Origin of the sequence: Pantoea phytobeneficialis, from assembly GCF_009728735.1 — a bacterium.
GTDB lineage: Bacteria > Pseudomonadota > Gammaproteobacteria > Enterobacterales > Enterobacteriaceae > Pantoea > Pantoea phytobeneficialis.
On record NZ_CP024636.1, the window covers coordinates 444444 to 460319 of the forward strand.

13 protein-coding genes are annotated in these 15876 nt (G+C 56.9%); 11 read left to right on the forward strand and 2 right to left on the reverse strand.

Annotated features, from left to right (window positions below; all coding sequences use genetic code 11):
• Positions 1–482 precede the first annotated feature (482 nt).
• The 4 genes from CTZ24_RS01955 to CTZ24_RS01970 all read left to right on the forward strand — a co-directional run bounded on the left by CTZ24_RS01955 (position 483) and on the right by CTZ24_RS01970 (position 4972).
• Positions 483–1823, forward strand: coding sequence for an ABC transporter substrate-binding protein (locus tag CTZ24_RS01955; RefSeq protein WP_021184160.1), 1341 nt, complete (start codon positions 483–485; stop codon positions 1821–1823).
• Positions 1824–1880: 57 nt separating this feature from the next.
• On the forward strand, positions 1881–2753 hold the full coding sequence (locus tag CTZ24_RS01960) for a carbohydrate ABC transporter permease (protein WP_013507566.1): 873 nt from the start codon (positions 1881–1883) through the stop codon (positions 2751–2753).
• Entirely contained in the window at positions 2753–3568 is an 816-nt protein-coding gene (locus tag CTZ24_RS01965; protein ID WP_021184161.1) for a carbohydrate ABC transporter permease, read from the forward strand. Before CTZ24_RS01960 ends, CTZ24_RS01965 begins: the two co-directional genes overlap by 1 nt.
• A gap of 78 nt (positions 3569–3646) precedes the next feature.
• Positions 3647–4972: a glycoside hydrolase family 28 protein gene (locus CTZ24_RS01970; protein WP_208724654.1), complete on the forward strand. Its 1326-nt coding sequence runs from the start codon at positions 3647–3649 to the stop codon at positions 4970–4972.
• Positions 4973–5146: 174 nt separating this feature from the next.
• On the opposite strand, the gene CTZ24_RS01975 is transcribed toward CTZ24_RS01970, so the two are convergent.
• Positions 5147–6217, reverse strand: coding sequence for a tartrate dehydrogenase (locus CTZ24_RS01975; protein ID WP_021184163.1), 1071 nt, complete (start codon positions 6215–6217; stop codon positions 5147–5149).
• Positions 6218–6302: 85 nt separating this feature from the next.
• On the opposite strand from CTZ24_RS01975, the gene CTZ24_RS01980 reads away from it, so the two are divergent.
• The 4 genes from CTZ24_RS01980 to CTZ24_RS01995 all read left to right on the forward strand — a co-directional run bounded on the left by CTZ24_RS01980 (position 6303) and on the right by CTZ24_RS01995 (position 10837).
• Positions 6303–7208 (forward strand): LysR family transcriptional regulator, encoded by a 906-nt coding sequence (locus CTZ24_RS01980; RefSeq protein WP_021184164.1) that lies wholly within the window; start codon positions 6303–6305, stop codon positions 7206–7208.
• 344 nt (positions 7209–7552) lie between these two features.
• Entirely contained in the window at positions 7553–8974 is a 1422-nt protein-coding gene (locus CTZ24_RS01985; RefSeq protein ID WP_208725483.1) for a sodium:solute symporter family protein, read from the forward strand.
• 1 nt (position 8975) lies between these two features.
• Positions 8976–10160, forward strand: coding sequence for a sialidase family protein (locus CTZ24_RS01990; RefSeq protein WP_208724655.1), 1185 nt, complete (start codon positions 8976–8978; stop codon positions 10158–10160).
• Positions 10157–10837 carry an SDR family NAD(P)-dependent oxidoreductase gene (locus CTZ24_RS01995; protein WP_208724656.1) on the forward strand — a complete coding sequence of 227 codons (681 nt, stop codon included), beginning with the start codon at positions 10157–10159 and terminating at the stop codon, positions 10835–10837. The genes CTZ24_RS01990 and CTZ24_RS01995 overlap by 4 nt, the downstream gene beginning before the upstream one ends.
• A gap of 75 nt (positions 10838–10912) precedes the next feature.
• Here CTZ24_RS01995 and CTZ24_RS02000 read toward each other — a convergent pair whose 3' ends face one another.
• On the reverse strand, positions 10913–12871 hold the full coding sequence (locus tag CTZ24_RS02000) for a sigma-54-dependent Fis family transcriptional regulator (RefSeq protein ID WP_208724657.1): 1959 nt from the start codon (positions 12869–12871) through the stop codon (positions 10913–10915).
• A 197-nt stretch (positions 12872–13068) separates the two neighbouring features.
• On the opposite strand from CTZ24_RS02000, the gene CTZ24_RS02005 reads away from it, so the two are divergent.
• From CTZ24_RS02005 to CTZ24_RS02015, 3 genes are all read left to right on the forward strand, one after another.
• Positions 13069–14088 (forward strand): Gfo/Idh/MocA family oxidoreductase, encoded by a 1020-nt coding sequence (locus tag CTZ24_RS02005; protein ID WP_208724658.1) that lies wholly within the window; start codon positions 13069–13071, stop codon positions 14086–14088.
• Positions 14088–14867 carry a TIM barrel protein gene (locus CTZ24_RS02010; protein WP_208724659.1) on the forward strand — a complete coding sequence of 260 codons (780 nt, stop codon included), beginning with the start codon at positions 14088–14090 and terminating at the stop codon, positions 14865–14867. Before CTZ24_RS02005 ends, CTZ24_RS02010 begins: the two co-directional genes overlap by 1 nt.
• Positions 14868–14945: 78 nt before the next feature.
• A complete protein-coding gene (locus CTZ24_RS02015; RefSeq protein ID WP_021184171.1) occupies positions 14946–15863 on the forward strand; it encodes a substrate-binding domain-containing protein in 918 nt (305 codons plus the stop codon).
• The last annotated feature ends 13 nt before the right edge of the window (positions 15864–15876 follow it).

The window sequence follows — 15876 nt, forward strand, 5'->3', positions numbered from 1 at the left end:
AAGCTGACTTAGTTTTCAAGGTGTAATAATTGCGTCATCCCGCAAAGCGGCACAGAAGCATAACCGCAGCGCATGACTGATGCGATGACAGTCGCGCTAAAATGCGCTGGCTGGTCCTTGCTGCGCGGGCCTTGTACCCATTCCCCTTCGTTTCTTCGTCATAACTATACGATTTTCATATGCTCTATCAGTGGCTTAATGGCTGGCAAAATCACGAGTGATTTATGCTGGTCATCATTGCTGACAGGCTGATTACCGCCAATTCTTGCTGAATTAAGCAGCATTCTCTGCTGATCGACGGGCCTTTCTTCTCACTTTTTGCACTGCATCACAGAGCAAAAATTCCGCGCCGCACAGGTTTGACTTTCTTTTGTTCATAAAGTAAGTATGGATAAGCGCGATATTTCTGCTGAATCAACCTGCGGGATCTGCGGGTGTCGAGATGAAGGGATGCCAGTCATCTGTTGGAGAAACCGAGCATTATGTGTGAGTCAACCGTACGTTCGCAGTACTTCCATCGCTCTCTGCGCACCCTGTCTCGTCTGGTTTCCGCTGGGGTACTGCTCGGCGCATCGATGGCGCAGGCCGCCAGCGTGACCCTTAACGAATGGGACATTTATAACTATCCACAGCAGACCGAAGCGGTGGATCAGGCGATTAAAGCGTTCCAGCAAAAAAATCCGGGCATTGTCATCCAGCGTTCCGTGCACTCCTTTGAAGATACCCGCATCCCGCTCAAACTGGCGCTGACCGCCGGTGATGGCCCGCAGATTGCGCAGGTCAACCAGGGCGGCGGCGATATGGGATCGCTGGTCAAAGACAAATTACTCTGGCCGCTGGATGATTACGCCAAAACCTACGGCTGGACCACGCGCTTCCCGGATTCGATTCTGAAACGCAACCGTTGGTCTGATACCCAGGATTTCGGTAGCGGCAAGTTGTACGGCGTTGCCAGCCTCGGTGAAATGGTCGGTCTGTACTACAACAAAGCGTTGCTGGATAAAGCCGGCATTGCGGTGCCAAAAACCCTGCCGGAGCTGGAACAGGCAATGGAAAAACTGAAAGCGCAGGGCACCGCGCCGATGATGCTGGGTTTGCTGGACGGCAATATGGGGCAGCAACTGCTCAGTACCCTTTGGGAAGCGCAGATCGAAAGCAGCGATCGCAAAAAACTGGATGACCTGATTTACGATGTCGGCGGCACCTTCAAAGATGACAAGTTAGTCAAAGCCGCCAACATGATGAAAAGCTGGAATGACAAAGGGTATTTCTTCCCAGGTTTCCAGGGGATTGGTCATGACGATGCTGCCACGCTGTTCCAGAACGGTCAGGCGGCCTTCCTGGTGAGCGGCACCTGGTATCTCGGTCAGTTCAAAGACAACAAAGATATTCACTTCGCGGCAATGCCGATGGGCGAGGGCGTGCAGCATGCGTTAATGGTCGGGGGCACTGACCTGGCGTTCTCCATCACCAGCACGGCGAAAAGCAAAGAACAGCAGGATGCCGCGGCGAAGTTTATCGACTACATCGTGTCGGATGAGATGGCTAACCGCTGGCTGAAAGTTGGCTTCCTGCCTGCCAGTGCCAGCAAAAATGCACAGATCCCGTCGGATAACCCGCTGCTGGCGGAAACGTATCAGGTGTGGGTGACGCTTAATGAACACGATGGCCTTGGTCACTACGTTGACTGGGCGACACCGACCATGAACGCCGAGCTGAACCAGAACGTGCAGCTGCTGCTGGCGGGACGTCAAACCGCTGACCAGATGGTCACCAACTTCGACAACAACTATCAACGTTACCTGAAAACCCTTAAGCACTGATAAATCCGGTCCGGCAGCGATGCCGGACCGCAGACAGGCCCGCAAGCGAGTACGGTTATGCTGAACAAATCTGCCTGGCGCAATGCGCTCTATCTCCTGCCCGCGGTGCTGGTGTACGCGGTCTTTCTGTTGCTGCCGCTGCTGGCGTCGCTGGGCATCAGTTTTACCGAGTGGGACGGTACCTCGATGCCGATCTTTACCGGCATCAGCAACTATATGCGTATGTTCAGCGACCCGGTGTTTTGGGTGGCGCTGGGCAACAACGCGCTGTTGATGTTGTTCTACACTCTGCTGCCGATTGGTGTTGGGCTGCTGCTGTGCAGCTTCCTGTATGAAACGCGCAGCAACAAGGAGCGCAGCCTGCTGCGTATCTTCTTCTTTCTGCCTTATATCATGCCGATGGCGGTACTCGGCGTGGTGTGGCGTTGGCTGTACAACCCGGCATTTGGTCCGATTGACCAGTTCCTGCGCGCCATCGGATTGCCGCAGTTGGCGATCTCCTGGCTAGGCGACTTCACCTGGGCGCTCCCCGCCGTCGGCTTTGTCGCCACCTGGTACTTCTTTGGTTTTTGTCTGGTGCTGTTTATGGCTGGCCTGCAACGGATGGATCCGTCATTGCTGGAAGCAGCGGATCTGGATGGCTCCTCGCGGCGGCAGAAATTTATGCGCATCACGCTGCCGTCACTGCGCCCGGAGCTGCGCATTGCCTTGCTGCTGACGGTGATCGCCAGCCTGAAAGCCTTCGACCTGGTCTATGTGATGACGCAGGGTGGGCCGGGCACCGCCACTATGGTGACCAACATCTTTATGTATAAGCAGGGCTTCGACCTGCACTACTTTGGCTATGCCTCGGCAGTGGCGGTATTCAGTATGATGATTGTGTTGTTGATCAACGCGTTAATTCACTTTGTTATTCGGGAGCGTCACTGATGCGTGGCACGCCAGTTGTTTCTCGTGCGCTTATCTGGATCGTCGCGCTGATGACCATCCTGCCATTTCTGATGGCGCTGATGACCTCATTCAAAACCCAGATGGAGCTGTTCCAGGGGGTGTTTACCCTGCCATCTTCGCTCAACTTTAAAAACTACGTCACCGCCTGGCAGCAGGGCCATTTCAACGTTTACTTTATGAACTCGGTTTTGGTGGTGATCCCGGTGGTGATTAGCAGCATCCTGCTGGGCATTCTGGCCGGGTTTGGTTTCGCCTGGTTGAAGATTCCGGGCAAAAAAGTGGTGGCGGCGATGCTGGGTCTGGGGATGGTGCTGCCAAGTGAGGCCTTTATCATTCCGCTGTACCACGAGTTGCGCTGGATGGGGCTGACCAATACTTATCTGGCGCTGATCCTGCCGCAGATTGCGCTGTCGCTGCCGTTCACCACCCTGATGATCGCCACGGCGCTGCAACAGGTGCCGCGCGAGTTGGTGGAGGCTTCAGTCATGGATGGCGCGTCACGGCGCAAAATTTTGTGGGGCATTCTGGTGCCTGCCATCTGGCCGACGTTGTCCACCCTGGCGCTGCTGCTGTTTATCTGGACGTGGAACGAATTCCTGATCCCACTGATTCTGGTTAACAAAGACGAGCTGCGTACCCTGCCGATTGGCATGATGTTCTTCCAGAATAAAAACACCATCGATATCCCGGTATTGATGGCTGGCGCGATGATCGTGATCCTGCCGCTGGTGGCGGTGTTCCTCATCTTTCAGCGCAAATTTATCAGTGGCGTGACCGAAGGCGCGGTGAAATAAGCACCTTGTCCATCAGCGAAAGGTTTTCGCGCCATGTGCATGCTGCAATGGCCTTACGCTGCAACTCAGGAGAACCGCATGCACCTTTCACTGGCTGATTTTCACCCCGTCGCTGACGGCGAAACCCTCGATACTGATTGTTTTCAACGTGCGCTGGATCAGCTGGCGCAGCAGGGCGGCGGGACGCTGACGGTGCCAGCGGGCCGCTATCGCCTCGGCACCCTCACGCTGGGTTCCCATCTCAACCTGCATCTGGCGGCGGGGGCCACCTTGCTGGCAAGCCAAAGTGTCGAGGATTATCAACGCTGTCTGGCGCAGAGTCAGGCCGAGCTGTCACAGCATGTGCTGTTGTATGCGGTCGGCCAGCGCAATATCAGCATCAGCGGTAAAGGGGTGATTGATGGCGATGGTGAAGCCTGGTTTGCCGCCGAGAAGGATGAGCAGGGTTATCGACAGCCACGTCCTCAGCGCCCACGGATTATCGTGTTTGAAGATTGTGAGCAGGTGACGCTGCGGGAGTTCACCATTGTGCAGGCACCGATGTGGACGGTTCATCTGGTGAGCTGCCGCCATGTGCATATCGAACACCTGACGATTGATAACGCCATGACCATGCCCAATACCGATGCGCTGGATATTGATAGCTGCGAAGCGGTGTTTGTCAGCAACTGCTACCTGAGTGCGGCAGATGACGCCATTTGCATCAAAACCACGCAAAAACCCGCCCCTCTGCGGCGTGCAGCGCGGCAGATTATGATCAGCAATTGCCAACTGCGTTCTTACAGTTGTGCGTTCAAGATCGGCACGGAAACCTTTGATGATGTGGAAGATGTCACCGTCAGCGGCTGCACCATTTTCGACTCCAATCGGGCGATTGGCCTGTTGTCGCGCGATGGCGGCAGTTTCCGCCGCCTGTTATTCAGCAATCTGACGCTGGCCTGCCACCTTGCGCCACCCTGCCACTGGGGCAAAGCCGATGCGCTGTTTGTTTCGGTACGCGCCCGCGATCCGGCGATCGTGCCGGGCGTTATCGAACAACTGCAATTCAGCAACGTCAGTGGCGTGATGGAAGGGGCCATCAATCTGCATAGCGAGGTGGCAGGGCAGATCCGCGAGGTGATGCTGAGCAACGTGCAGTTGCGTCAGGTGGCCGCTGAAGGACAGGGATATTACGATGTGCGCCCGCCGTGTAATCCTGAATCACCAACGGGGATGGGACTGGATAATGCCTACAAGCTGGATAGCCAGACCGGGCAGGCGTTTGGGGTAGCGGCTTATCCACATGGTCTGCCGGGCCTGTATGCGCGCGGGGTGGAGAACCTGCAATTGCATAACGTCACCATTGTGCGCCCACAGCCATTGCCGACCGGCTGGCATAGCGAAACGGTACAGATTTTGCCGTAAGGCGATGGACACTTTGCGCGATAAATCACGCCGCGACGATAACATCGCGCCCTGCTGTAATGGCGCGATAAATCGCACCGCTACGTTAACATCATGAAATCACGCCGCGACGATAACATCGCGCCCTGCTGTAGCGGCGCGATTTATCGCGCGGTTTTTGCTGACAACGCGTGATTACAGCGCGGCGGCAATCGCTGCGCCCAGCTCCTCGGTTGATGCCTTGCCGCCCAAATCGCGCGTCAGGCTGGTGCCCGCCGCCAGCGTGCGTTCAATGGCATCCAGCACCGCCGCACCGGCTTCGGCATAGCCCAAATGTTCCAGCATCATTGCGCCACACCAAATCTGTCCAATCGGGTTGGCGACGCCTTTGCCCGCGATATCCGGCGCGGATCCGTGTACCGGTTCGAACAGACTCGGGAATTTCCCTTCCGGGTTGATATTGGCTGAAGGCGCAATGCCGATGGTGCCGGTACAGGCCGGGCCGAGATCCGACAGGATATCGCCAAACAGGTTGCTCGCCACCACCACATCGAACCAGTCCGGGTGCAGCACGAAGTTAGCGGTCAGGATATCGATATGATATTTATCGACTTTAATCTCCGGGTAGCTGGCTGACATGGCTTCCACACGACTGTCCCAGTACGGCATGGTGATGGCGATACCGTTGGATTTTGTGGCCGAGGTCAGGTGTTTTTTCGGTCGTTTCTGCGCCAGCTCGTAGGCAAATTTTAGAATACGATCGACGCCGGTACGGGTCATCACCGTCTCCTGAATCACCACTTCACGCTCGGTGCCAGGGAACATGGTGCCGCCGACGCTGGAATATTCGCCTTCAGTGTTTTCACGCACCACGTAGAAATCGATATCGCCCGGTTGACGGTTTGCCAGCGGCGCTTTGACACCCGGCATCAGACGCACCGGACGCAGGTTGACGTATTGATCGAACTCGCGGCGGAACTGCAACAGCGATCCCCACAGCGAGACATGATCCGGTACCACATCCGGCCAGCCTACGGCACCGAAGTAGATCGCATCAAAGGTTTGCAGGGTAGCGAACCAGTCATCCGGCAACATCTTGCCATGCTGCTGCCAGTACTCGGCGCTGGCGAAATCAAACCATTGCCACTCCAGCGGAATATTGAATTTTTTTGCTGCCGCGTCCATCACGCGGATGCCTTCTGGCATCACTTCCTTACCAATGCCATCGCCAGGGATGACGGCGATTTTAAATGTTTTGCCGCTCATAGGGTCTCTCGCAGGTTGCTGTTGATGTTCTGCCCGCAGTATAACTTTGCATCATGGGGAAATAATTAGCCTGAGCAGCAAGCCAATGTTGAATAAAAGTAGAGAATCGCGCACCTCCACCGACGACCTGGCGTTTTTCGTGCGTATCGCCACCCTTGGCAGCCTGACGGCAGCAGCGCGTGAGCTGGGACTCTCGTTACCGGCGGTGAGCAAACGCCTGAGCCAGTTGGAGCAGCGGCTGGGGGTGCAGTTGCTACGTCGTACCACCCGACGGCTGGAACTGACGCCGGAAGGAAAACGCTACCTGGAGGGCGCGCGCCCACTGCTGGATCAACTGGCGGAGCTGGAGGAGTCGGTCAGCAGCCAGACGGCGGTGTTGCGCGGCTCATTGAATATCAATGCGTCATTCGGGTTCGGTCGCCGCCATGTTGCGCCGCTGGTGTCGCGCTTTGCGGCGTTGCACCCGGAATTGTCACTCAGCCTGCAACTCAGCAGCCAGCCGTTAAGTTTCCTTGATGCGCACATCGATATCGATATCCGTGTCGGTGAGCCGCCGGATGCTCGTTTGATGGCACGCAAGCTACGGACCAATCCGCGCGTGCTGTGCTGTGCCCCAGCTTACGCGGCGCGTTGTGGCCTGCCCGACAGCGTGGCGGCGCTGGCGCAGCATAACTGTATTTTGCTGCGTCAGTACGAAAGCGATTTTGCCCTGTGGCGGCTGACGGATGGCAGGCAGCAGCTGACGCAAAAGGTGCGCGGAACCCTGGTCACCAACGACGGTGAAGTGGCGATGCAACTGGCACAGGACGGGCATGGCATTCTGCTGCGTTCGTGGTGGGATGCGCAGCACAGCATTAACAGCGGCGAGCTGCTGCATGTATTGCCCGACTGGAGTGCGCCAGACGGCGATATCTTTGCCGTCTGGCAGCCGCAGCGCCAACTGCCTGCACGTATTAGCGCCTTTGTGGAGTTTTTGCAGCAGACGCTATAAAGGCTACATTCCGTAGCGGCGCGATTTATCGCGCTCTTTTGACCTTTGGTTATAAAAAACCGCGCGATAAATCGCGCCGCTACGTTGGATAATGCAAATCACCGATATGATTATTTTCAATCAATATTGAGTGTTTGTGAGCACGATCAAACAAATCATTGCCCTTATCGCCTATAAATTGCCACTTCTCTGCGTGATCTCATTCTTTGTTGACTGAAATGAATCACAATGCGCAATGGATGGCGTTCGGTGCAAAGACACCACAAAGAGAAAAATGCCATCGCTATAACGGCGTGCGTGAAGCCCAGCGCCTGCCACGACCCTACGTTATCGATGAGGCTGAAATGAAACAATTCTCTACAGAAGGGATGGTGATTATTGTCGGGATTGTGATCGCATATATCCTGTTTACCACCTGGCTGACCTGGCGTTTGCGCAGTAAAAACACCGGTGATTTTATGGCTGGCTCGCGCGCCATGCCGGCGTTTATCGTCGGGGTGATGCTGATGTCAGAATATATTGGTGCTAAATCCACCATCGGCACCGCCCAGGCCGCCTTTGAGGATGGTTTTGCTGCCTCCTGGTCGGTAATCGGTGCGGCGATAGGCTTCCCGCTGTTTGGTATGCTGCTGGTCAAACGTATTTATAACACCGGGAAAATCACCATTTCCGGGGCGATTGCCGAACGTTACGGTAACTCGACCAAAAACATCATCTCGCTGATCATGATTTACGCTCTGCTGCTGGTGAACGTGGGTAACTACGTCAGCGGCGCAGCGGCCATTTCCACGGTGCTGAACCTCAATCTCACTACCGCTGCGTTCATCACGGCGGTGGTCAGTACCTTCTATTTTGTCTTTGGCGGCATGAAAGGCATCGCCTGGGTGACGCTGCTGCATAGCGGCCTGAAATACATCGGTATTATGGTGATTCTCGGCGTGGCGCTGCATATGACCGGTGGTGTCAGCCCGATGATCAAACAGATGCCACATTTCTACTGGACCTGGGATGGTAACGTCGGGGCCAGCACCATTTTTGCCTGGCTGATCGGCACCATCGGTTCCATCTTCTGTACCCAGTTTGTGATTCAGGCGATTGCTTCCACCAAAAACGCCGCGTCGGCGAAGCGCGCCACCTGGGTTGCCTTCTTCTTTTGTATGCCGATTGCCATCGCCATCGCGCTGATCGGCGTGGCGGCAAAATTCCTGCATCCTGATATCAAGAGCCTGTATGCGCTGCCGGTGTTTTTACAGGATATGAGCCCGTGGCTGGCAGGCATTGTCACTACCTCGTTGGTGGCATCGATTTTCGTCAGTGTCAGTACCGTCGCGCTGGCGATTGCCTCGCTGGTGGTGAAAGATTTTTATGTTCCGTACCGCAATCCGACCCCGGAGCGTGAATTTCGTATGACGCGCTGGTTGTCGCTGGTGATTGGTTTCCTGCCGCTGATCTTCGTTTTGTTCGTGCCTGAAGTGCTGAAGCTGTCGTTCTTCACCCGTGCCATCCGTCTGTCGATCTCGGTGGTCGCTATCATCGCGTTCTACCTGCCATTCTTTAAAAGTACACGCGGGGCAAATGCCGGGCTGATTGCCGCCTGTGTGGTGACGTCGGTGTGGTATTTGTTGGGCGATCCATTTGGTATCAACAACATGTATGTAGCACTGCTGACCCCGGCGATTGTGATGGTAATTGACCGCCTGATCCCGTCGCGCCAGACGCAAGATAAAAATGCCCCGAAACGAACCATGCAAAACAGTGGAGCCTGATATGACCGACTTAACCCTTACCGTCGAACGTAACGGTAACCTTCATCCGCACGCGCAGGACGCGCAGCAGCTCACCGCGATGCTGCCTTCGGTCTGTCCACAGAACCATGCTGCTAATCTGCTGCCGCTGCCGAATGGCGACCTGCTGTGCGTCTGGTTTGGCGGCACGCAGGAAGGGATCGCGGATATCTCGGTCTGGTGTTCACGGCTGGCGAAAGGCAGCGATCAATGGAGCGAGGCAGAGAAGTTGTCGGACGATCCGACGCGATCGGAACAAAATCCGGTGCTGTTTCTCGATCCGCAACAGGTGCTGTGGCTGTTGTGGACTGCACAGAAGTCCGGCAATCAGGACACCGCGATTGTGCGCTATCGCCAGTCACGCGATTTTGGCCGTAGCTGGAGCGCTATCGATACCTTGCTTGATCAACCCGGTACCTTTATCCGCCAGCCGATCGTGGTGCTGCCGAATGGCAACTGGCTGCTGCCGGTGTTCTATTGCCGCACCCAGCCGGGGGTGAAATGGGTCGGTAACGATGATGTCAGCGCGGTGAAAATCTCCAGCGATCAGGGCAAAAGCTGGCGCGATGTGGCGGTGCCGGACAGCCTCGGCTGCGTGCATATGAATATCACCCTGTTGCAGGATGGTAGCCTGCTGGCGTTGTATCGCAGCCGCTGGGCAGATCACATCTATCAAAGCCGTTCTCATGACGGTGGTGAAAGCTGGAGTGCGCCGCAGGCGACGGAACTGCCAAATAATAACTCCTCGATTCAGGTCACCACGCTGCACAACGGCCATCTGGCGCTGGTGTTTAACGCCATGAGCGCCAAAGACGCCAGCGAGCGCCGCCTGTCGTTGTATGACGAAATCGACGATGAGGAGGAAGGGGACGTCGCAGTGGCGGCGGAGCCGGTGGTGCACAGTGGCCGCACCGCATTCTGGGGTGCGCCGCGTGCGCCGATGACGCTGGCGATCTCGGCGGATGGCGGGCGGAGCTGGCCCTGGCTGCGCAACCTCGATGAGGGCGATGGCTACTGCATGACCAACAACTCCCAGCAGAAATTAAACCGTGAGTTCTCCTACCCCAGCATTAAGCAGAGCGAGGACGGTGCGCTGCATATTGCTTACACGTATTTCCGTCAGGCGATTAAGTACGTGCGCGTTGATGAATCCTGGGTTGTCTCATGAGCCGCCATGCGCTGGTGACCGGTGTCAGTTCCGGGATAGGTGCGGCGATTGCCGACCATCTGTTGCAGCAGGGCTGGCAGGTGACCGGCTTCAGCCGCAGCGAGGTGAAAAAAGATCATCCGGCTTTTACCTCGGTCAGCGTCGATTTGTTTGACGCTGTGCGACTGAAGCAGGTGCTGGCGATGTTGCCCGGCGTTAATGCGCTGGTGCATGCCGCAGGGATGATGGCGGCTGCGCCCTTGGGCGCGCTGGATGAAGAAGCCAGCAGCAGGCTGTGGTATCTGCATGTGCAGGCGGCACAAATCATGGCTAATGCGTTGCAGCCCGGCATGCAACGGGGCGATCGTATCCTGCTGATTGGCAGTCGTACCTCACGCGGCGCAGCAGGGCGCAGCCAGTACGTCAGTACCAAGGCGGCGATGGTCGGTATGGCACGGAGCTGGGCCGCCGAGCTGGCGCCTCAGGGGATTACGGTGAATGTGATTGCGCCGGGTGCTACCGAGACGCCAATGCTGCTGCAACCTGGCCGCGCCAGCTCACCGCCAAAACTGCCGCCGATAGGGCGCTATATCAAGCCGGAGGAAGTGGCGGCGTTGGCCGGATTTGTGCTGTCGCCCGCCGCAGATGCCATCACCGGGCAGGAGCTGGTGATATGTGGCGGGGCGTCCCTGTCATAACCGAAACGTAGCGGCGCGATTTATCGCGCGCCTGTAATTTGATGCTGCGGCGGAAAAGCGCGATAAATCGTGCCGCTACAATCGCCGACGTAACGATGCCAGGTCCACCTGCCACTGATTCAGCTTGTTGTACAACGCGGTGCGCGAAATCCCCAGCAGTTGCGCCGACTGGCGCAGATTGCCCTGCTGCTCCGCCACTACCTGCAACACATGTTGGCGCTCATTTTCCTGCAATGAAGGCAATTGCACGGCTGGCTGATGGCGCTGTACCATTTCATCCGGCAGGTCTTGTCTGCCAATCTCCAGTCCCTCACACAGATTCACCATGCGTTCGACCAGATTCTCCAGTTCACGCACGTTGCCCGGCCAATGCCACGCCTGCAAGCAGCGCATTGCATCCGGCGACACCTGGGGCGCGATGCGTTTCAGGCGCGCGCACAGTGCCAGAATAAAGGTATTCACCAGGCCGGGAATGTCCTCCTGGCGCTCGCGCAACGGGGGGATCTCCAGTGACACCACGTTGAGGCGATAGTAGAGATCGCGGCGAAACGCGCCTTTTTCCACGGCATCCAGCAAATTGCAGTGGGTGGCGGCGATAATCCGCACATTGACCTTCAGCGGATTGGCAGCCCCGATACGCATCAACTCGCTCTCCTGCAATACGCGCAGCAGGCTGGTCTGCGCCTCCAGCGGCATCTCTCCAATCTCGTCCAGAAACAGCGTACCGCCATCGGCCAGCTCAAATTTGCCTGGCGATCCGCCGCGCCGTGAACCGGTAAAGGCACCATCGACATAACCAAACAGTTCGCTTTGCACCAGGTCTCGCGGTAGCGCACCGCAGTTAAGGGCGATGAACGCCTCCTGCTGGCGCGGGCTGGCGTTGTGAATCGCCTGCGCAAACAACTCTTTGCCGGTACCGCTCTCACCGGTCAACAACACGGTACTGTCGGTGCGGCTGCTGGCGCGTGCTTTCTGAATCGCCTGCATCACGCGTGGCGCATGGCCGCGAATCATCTCAAAGGTGTAACTGGCGCTGACTCCCATCACTCGGCGGGTAATGGCGCGGATACGCTGGTTCTCGCGCAGTGATAACACGCGTCCCCCATCCGGTGCGGGCATCAGCGAAATCAGGCAAGGGATCGACTGCACGCCATCGGGCATAAATTGCAGCTCGCGGTCGTTGCAGAATGGCATGGTCAGCAGCGATGCTCCCTGCGGCTGCAACAACACATCGATCGGCCCGGCATCAGGATCCAACCCGCTAAAGATCTGTCGGGCGTAACGGTTCAGGGTTTTGATCCGACCGTGGCGATCGCAGACGATCACCCCTTCATTCAGGGTTTCAAGGATCGACTGCTGCTCGGCCAGCAGACGGCGCAGCATCAACTGTTGTCCGACCGCTTCTGCCGCCGCCTGCACCGTACCCAGCGTGTGTGCATTGAAGTTATCGGGGGTGGCGGTCAGCGTCAGCACGCCAATCAACTGACCGCTGGCATCACGCACCGGAGCGGCAGCGCATTGTCGATGGCGTTTACGCAGATCGAATTTCCAGTTCTCACCGCTCAGTACATACACCAGCCGTTGTTCAATCAGGCAGCGAGCCGTGCAGTTGGTGCCCAGTACCTCTTCACGCAGAATGCTGCCGACAGGCGTCATATCCGCGCCACAGAAATGCAGCGTCACACCCTGCGCATCGGTCAGGTTGATATGCCCATCCGGGTTATAGGCCAGCAGGTTCTCCATAATGCTGCGCGCAACCAGGATCAACTCGGCGTTGTGTTCGAGAATCGCGGCCAGCTCCTCAGCGGGCGGGGCGATATAGGTAAAATCCTCCGGATCGGTACCGCGCTGCTGCGAGCGTTGCCACGACTGCAAAATGCTGCGCCGCATCCAGCCGGGTTGCTCACCGCGCTGAAAGCTGTGCCAGCCCTGCCACAACAAATTATCCCACTCGCCGACTTCCGCGCCGCCTGGCAGACTGAAGATCGGATCGCTTTCATCTTTAAACGGCAAGCGGTCGTTCAGAGATCGCATAACGCACTCCGGTGATGGATGGAATGTACATTTTATTTACATGTGAAGTTGACATGTAAATTTTGTTGCCAGTTTGTGAGCTGTATCTGTGTGGTGTCTCACACATTTCGCCGATTTCCACCTGGCATTGGCTTTGCAATAACCCCGGTACAGGCCGCATCCATTCGGGATGCCTCCAAAATAACAAGGAGTTAGCAATGAGTTTTGATTCCAAACCTGTACGCGTTGGCTTGATTGGTGCCGGTCGCATGGGTAGCTTCCACGCGGAAAACCTGGCGTACCGGGTACCGGGAGCGACGCTGGCCGCCATCGCCGATCCCCAGCCTGGCGCGGCGGAACGGTTGGCGCAGCAACTGGGGGTGGCGAAAGCCTTTAGTGACCTGCACGCGTTGTTGCAGGACCCGGAGATTGATGCGGTGGCGATTGCCGCGCCAGCACGTACCCATGCCGAATGGGTGATTGCAGCGGCGCAGGCGGGTAAGCATGTGTTTTGCGAGAAACCGATGGCGGTGACGATGGATGAAGCCGACCGTGCCATTGCCGCAGCGAAAAGTGCCGGTGTGGTGTTGCAGGTGGGATTCAACCGTCGTTTTGACTCAGGGTTTGCGGCGGCCATCGCCGCGGTGGAAGCCGGAGAGAATGGCGTCACCCAACTCAGCCGTTCGGTGACGCGTGACCCAGCGTTGCGCGATCCTTCCCCGATCCCACCGTGGACCATCTTCCTCGAGACGTTGATTCACGATTTCGACACCCTGCTGCACTTCAATCCGCATGCAAAGCCGGTACAGGTCTATGCGTTGGCTGATGCGCTGGTGCGGCCGGATTTTAAAGATAAAGGGTTACTGGATACCTCAGTGGTGACGATTCGTTTCGACAATGGGGCGATTGCTACCGCCGAAGCCAACTTCCAGGCGGTATACGGCTATGACGTGCGGGGCGAAGTATTTGGCAGCAAAGGGATGTTGCAGGCCGGGCACATCAATGCCAACCACTGCGTGCGTTATCACGCGGGTGGCATCGCGATTGATACCTCACGGCTGGACTCCGACCTGCTGCGTGAAGCCTATGTGGCAGAGATGACGGAATTCGCGCGTTGCATTCGTACCGGCGCAACCCCGCGTGCCACCGGTGCAGATGCACGCAACGCACTGGAAATCGCGCTGGCCTGTATTGAGTCCGTGCAACGCAACCAACCGATCACGCTGGGAGGTCGCTAATGGCGAGCTATCAACTGTCTGTCTGCGCCGAGATGGTGTTTCTCGATCTGCCGTTTATTGAACGCGTTAAAAGTATTCATGCGTTGGGTTTTGGCGTCGAAATCTGGGGCTGGGCCAATAAGGATATTGAAGCGCTGGCGGCTACCGGGGCGCGTTTTACTTCCATGACCGGCTATCTGACCGGCAACCTGACCGACGATGATGCCATCGCTGAGTTGTTACAAAGTGCCGAAGCCTCGCTGGCGGTGGCGGCGCGGCTTAACTGTCCGGGACTGAACCTGCACGGCACCGGGCTGGATGACCAGGGGCTGCCGGTCAAACCGGTAGAGGTGGTGACTGGCGCGATGTGGCTGAAAGCCGCTGACACGCTACGCAAAGTCGCCCAACTCGGCGAACGGGCAGGACGCGTGTTCACGCTGGAGAACCTTAATCTGCCGGTTGACCATCCCGGTACGCCGTTTGCCCTGGCCGCCGATACCCTGGCGCTGGTGGAGGCGGTGAACAGTCCGGCGTTGAAGATGAATCTCGACCTGTATCACGCGCAGATTGGCGAAGGCAACCTGATCGAACTGATCCGTCGCGCTGGCCCGGCGATTGGTGAGATCCAGGTGGCTGATGTGCCGGGGCGTCAGCAGCCGGGCACCGGGGAAATCAACTATCGCGCCATTGCCCGCACGTTGCACGAGATCGGCTATCAGGGCACGGTGGCGATGGAGGGATGGGCCAGTGGCGACAGCACTGCCGCGCTGACACAGTTCCGCGATCACTTCAGTTTATAAGCGTTACCCTGCCGGGTATTTGCCTGTTGCCCGGCGTTAAAACACAACAATAAAATCTCAACCCTACAGGAAACTATCATGAAAATCAGAAGCTTATTTATCCTGCTCTGTTCGTTGTTGTTCAGCCTGAGTGTTAGCGCAAAGACCTTCACCGTCGGTGTGGCCCTGGCTAACTTCGACCTCAATTTTGTGTCCATTTTACGCACCCAGATGGAAGCCGAACTGAAAGCTAATCAGCTCAAGGGTCAGTTTGTGGATGCCAAAGGCGATGTGGCGCTCCAGGTGCAGCAGGTGGACGATTTTATCAACCAGGGGGTGGACGCGATTATCCTCAATCCGGTGGATACCCAGGGGGTGCTGCCGATGATCACCGCCGCGAAGAATGCCGGTATTCCGCTGATCTTCGTTAACCGTAAGCCGGAGGTGAAGCTGCCTGCGGATATGGCCTACGTCGGTTCAGATTCTGCGTTGGGTGGAGAAATGCAGATGGAGGCGCTGGCGAAAAAGATGAATTACAAAGGCAACGTGGCGATTCTGATGGGCGCGCTGTCCAACGAGGAAGCGCGTGAGCGTACCAGGGCGGTAGAAGCGGTGATCGCCAAGTACAAAGATATGAAGGTGGTCGAGAAGCAAAGTGCGAAGTGGCAACGCAATGAAGCGGTGGATGTGGTGTCGAGTTGGCTGCTTAACCAGCGTCCGATTGATGCCATCGCTGCGAACAACGATGAGATGGCCATTGGCGCGATTATGGCGCTGAATCAGGCGAAGAATGAAAAGATCCTCGTTGCGGGTATTGATGGCACACCGGACGGGCAGCAGTTCGTGAAGAACGGCAAAATGGTGCTGACGATTTTCCAGGATGCTAAAGGGCAGGCAACGGGGGCGGTGCAGGTGACCAAAGCGTTGCTGGATAAGCAAAAAGTGCAGGTTTACAACTGGGTGCCTTATAAAACCATTACGCCGGAAAATTACACGCAGTTTGTGGCGGCGAATTAATATTGCGCGATAA

Coding starts and splice junctions, on each gene's coding strand:
- CTZ24_RS01955 (WP_021184160.1), top strand. CDS start 483: ATGTGTGAGTCAACCGTACGTTCGCAGTACTTCCATCGCTCTCTGCGC.
- CTZ24_RS01960 (WP_013507566.1), top strand. CDS start 1,881: ATGCTGAACAAATCTGCCTGGCGCAATGCGCTCTATCTCCTGCCCGCG.
- CTZ24_RS01965 (WP_021184161.1), top strand. CDS start 2,753: ATGCGTGGCACGCCAGTTGTTTCTCGTGCGCTTATCTGGATCGTCGCG.
- CTZ24_RS01970 (WP_208724654.1), top strand. CDS start 3,647: ATGCACCTTTCACTGGCTGATTTTCACCCCGTCGCTGACGGCGAAACC.
- CTZ24_RS01975 (WP_021184163.1), bottom strand. CDS start 6,217: ATGAGCGGCAAAACATTTAAAATCGCCGTCATCCCTGGCGATGGCATT.
- CTZ24_RS01980 (WP_021184164.1), top strand. CDS start 6,303: ATGTTGAATAAAAGTAGAGAATCGCGCACCTCCACCGACGACCTGGCG.
- CTZ24_RS01985 (WP_208725483.1), top strand. CDS start 7,553: ATGAAACAATTCTCTACAGAAGGGATGGTGATTATTGTCGGGATTGTG.
- CTZ24_RS01990 (WP_208724655.1), top strand. CDS start 8,976: ATGACCGACTTAACCCTTACCGTCGAACGTAACGGTAACCTTCATCCG.
- CTZ24_RS01995 (WP_208724656.1), top strand. CDS start 10,157: ATGAGCCGCCATGCGCTGGTGACCGGTGTCAGTTCCGGGATAGGTGCG.
- CTZ24_RS02000 (WP_208724657.1), bottom strand. CDS start 12,871: ATGCGATCTCTGAACGACCGCTTGCCGTTTAAAGATGAAAGCGATCCG.
- CTZ24_RS02005 (WP_208724658.1), top strand. CDS start 13,069: ATGAGTTTTGATTCCAAACCTGTACGCGTTGGCTTGATTGGTGCCGGT.
- CTZ24_RS02010 (WP_208724659.1), top strand. CDS start 14,088: ATGGCGAGCTATCAACTGTCTGTCTGCGCCGAGATGGTGTTTCTCGAT.
- CTZ24_RS02015 (WP_021184171.1), top strand. CDS start 14,946: ATGAAAATCAGAAGCTTATTTATCCTGCTCTGTTCGTTGTTGTTCAGC.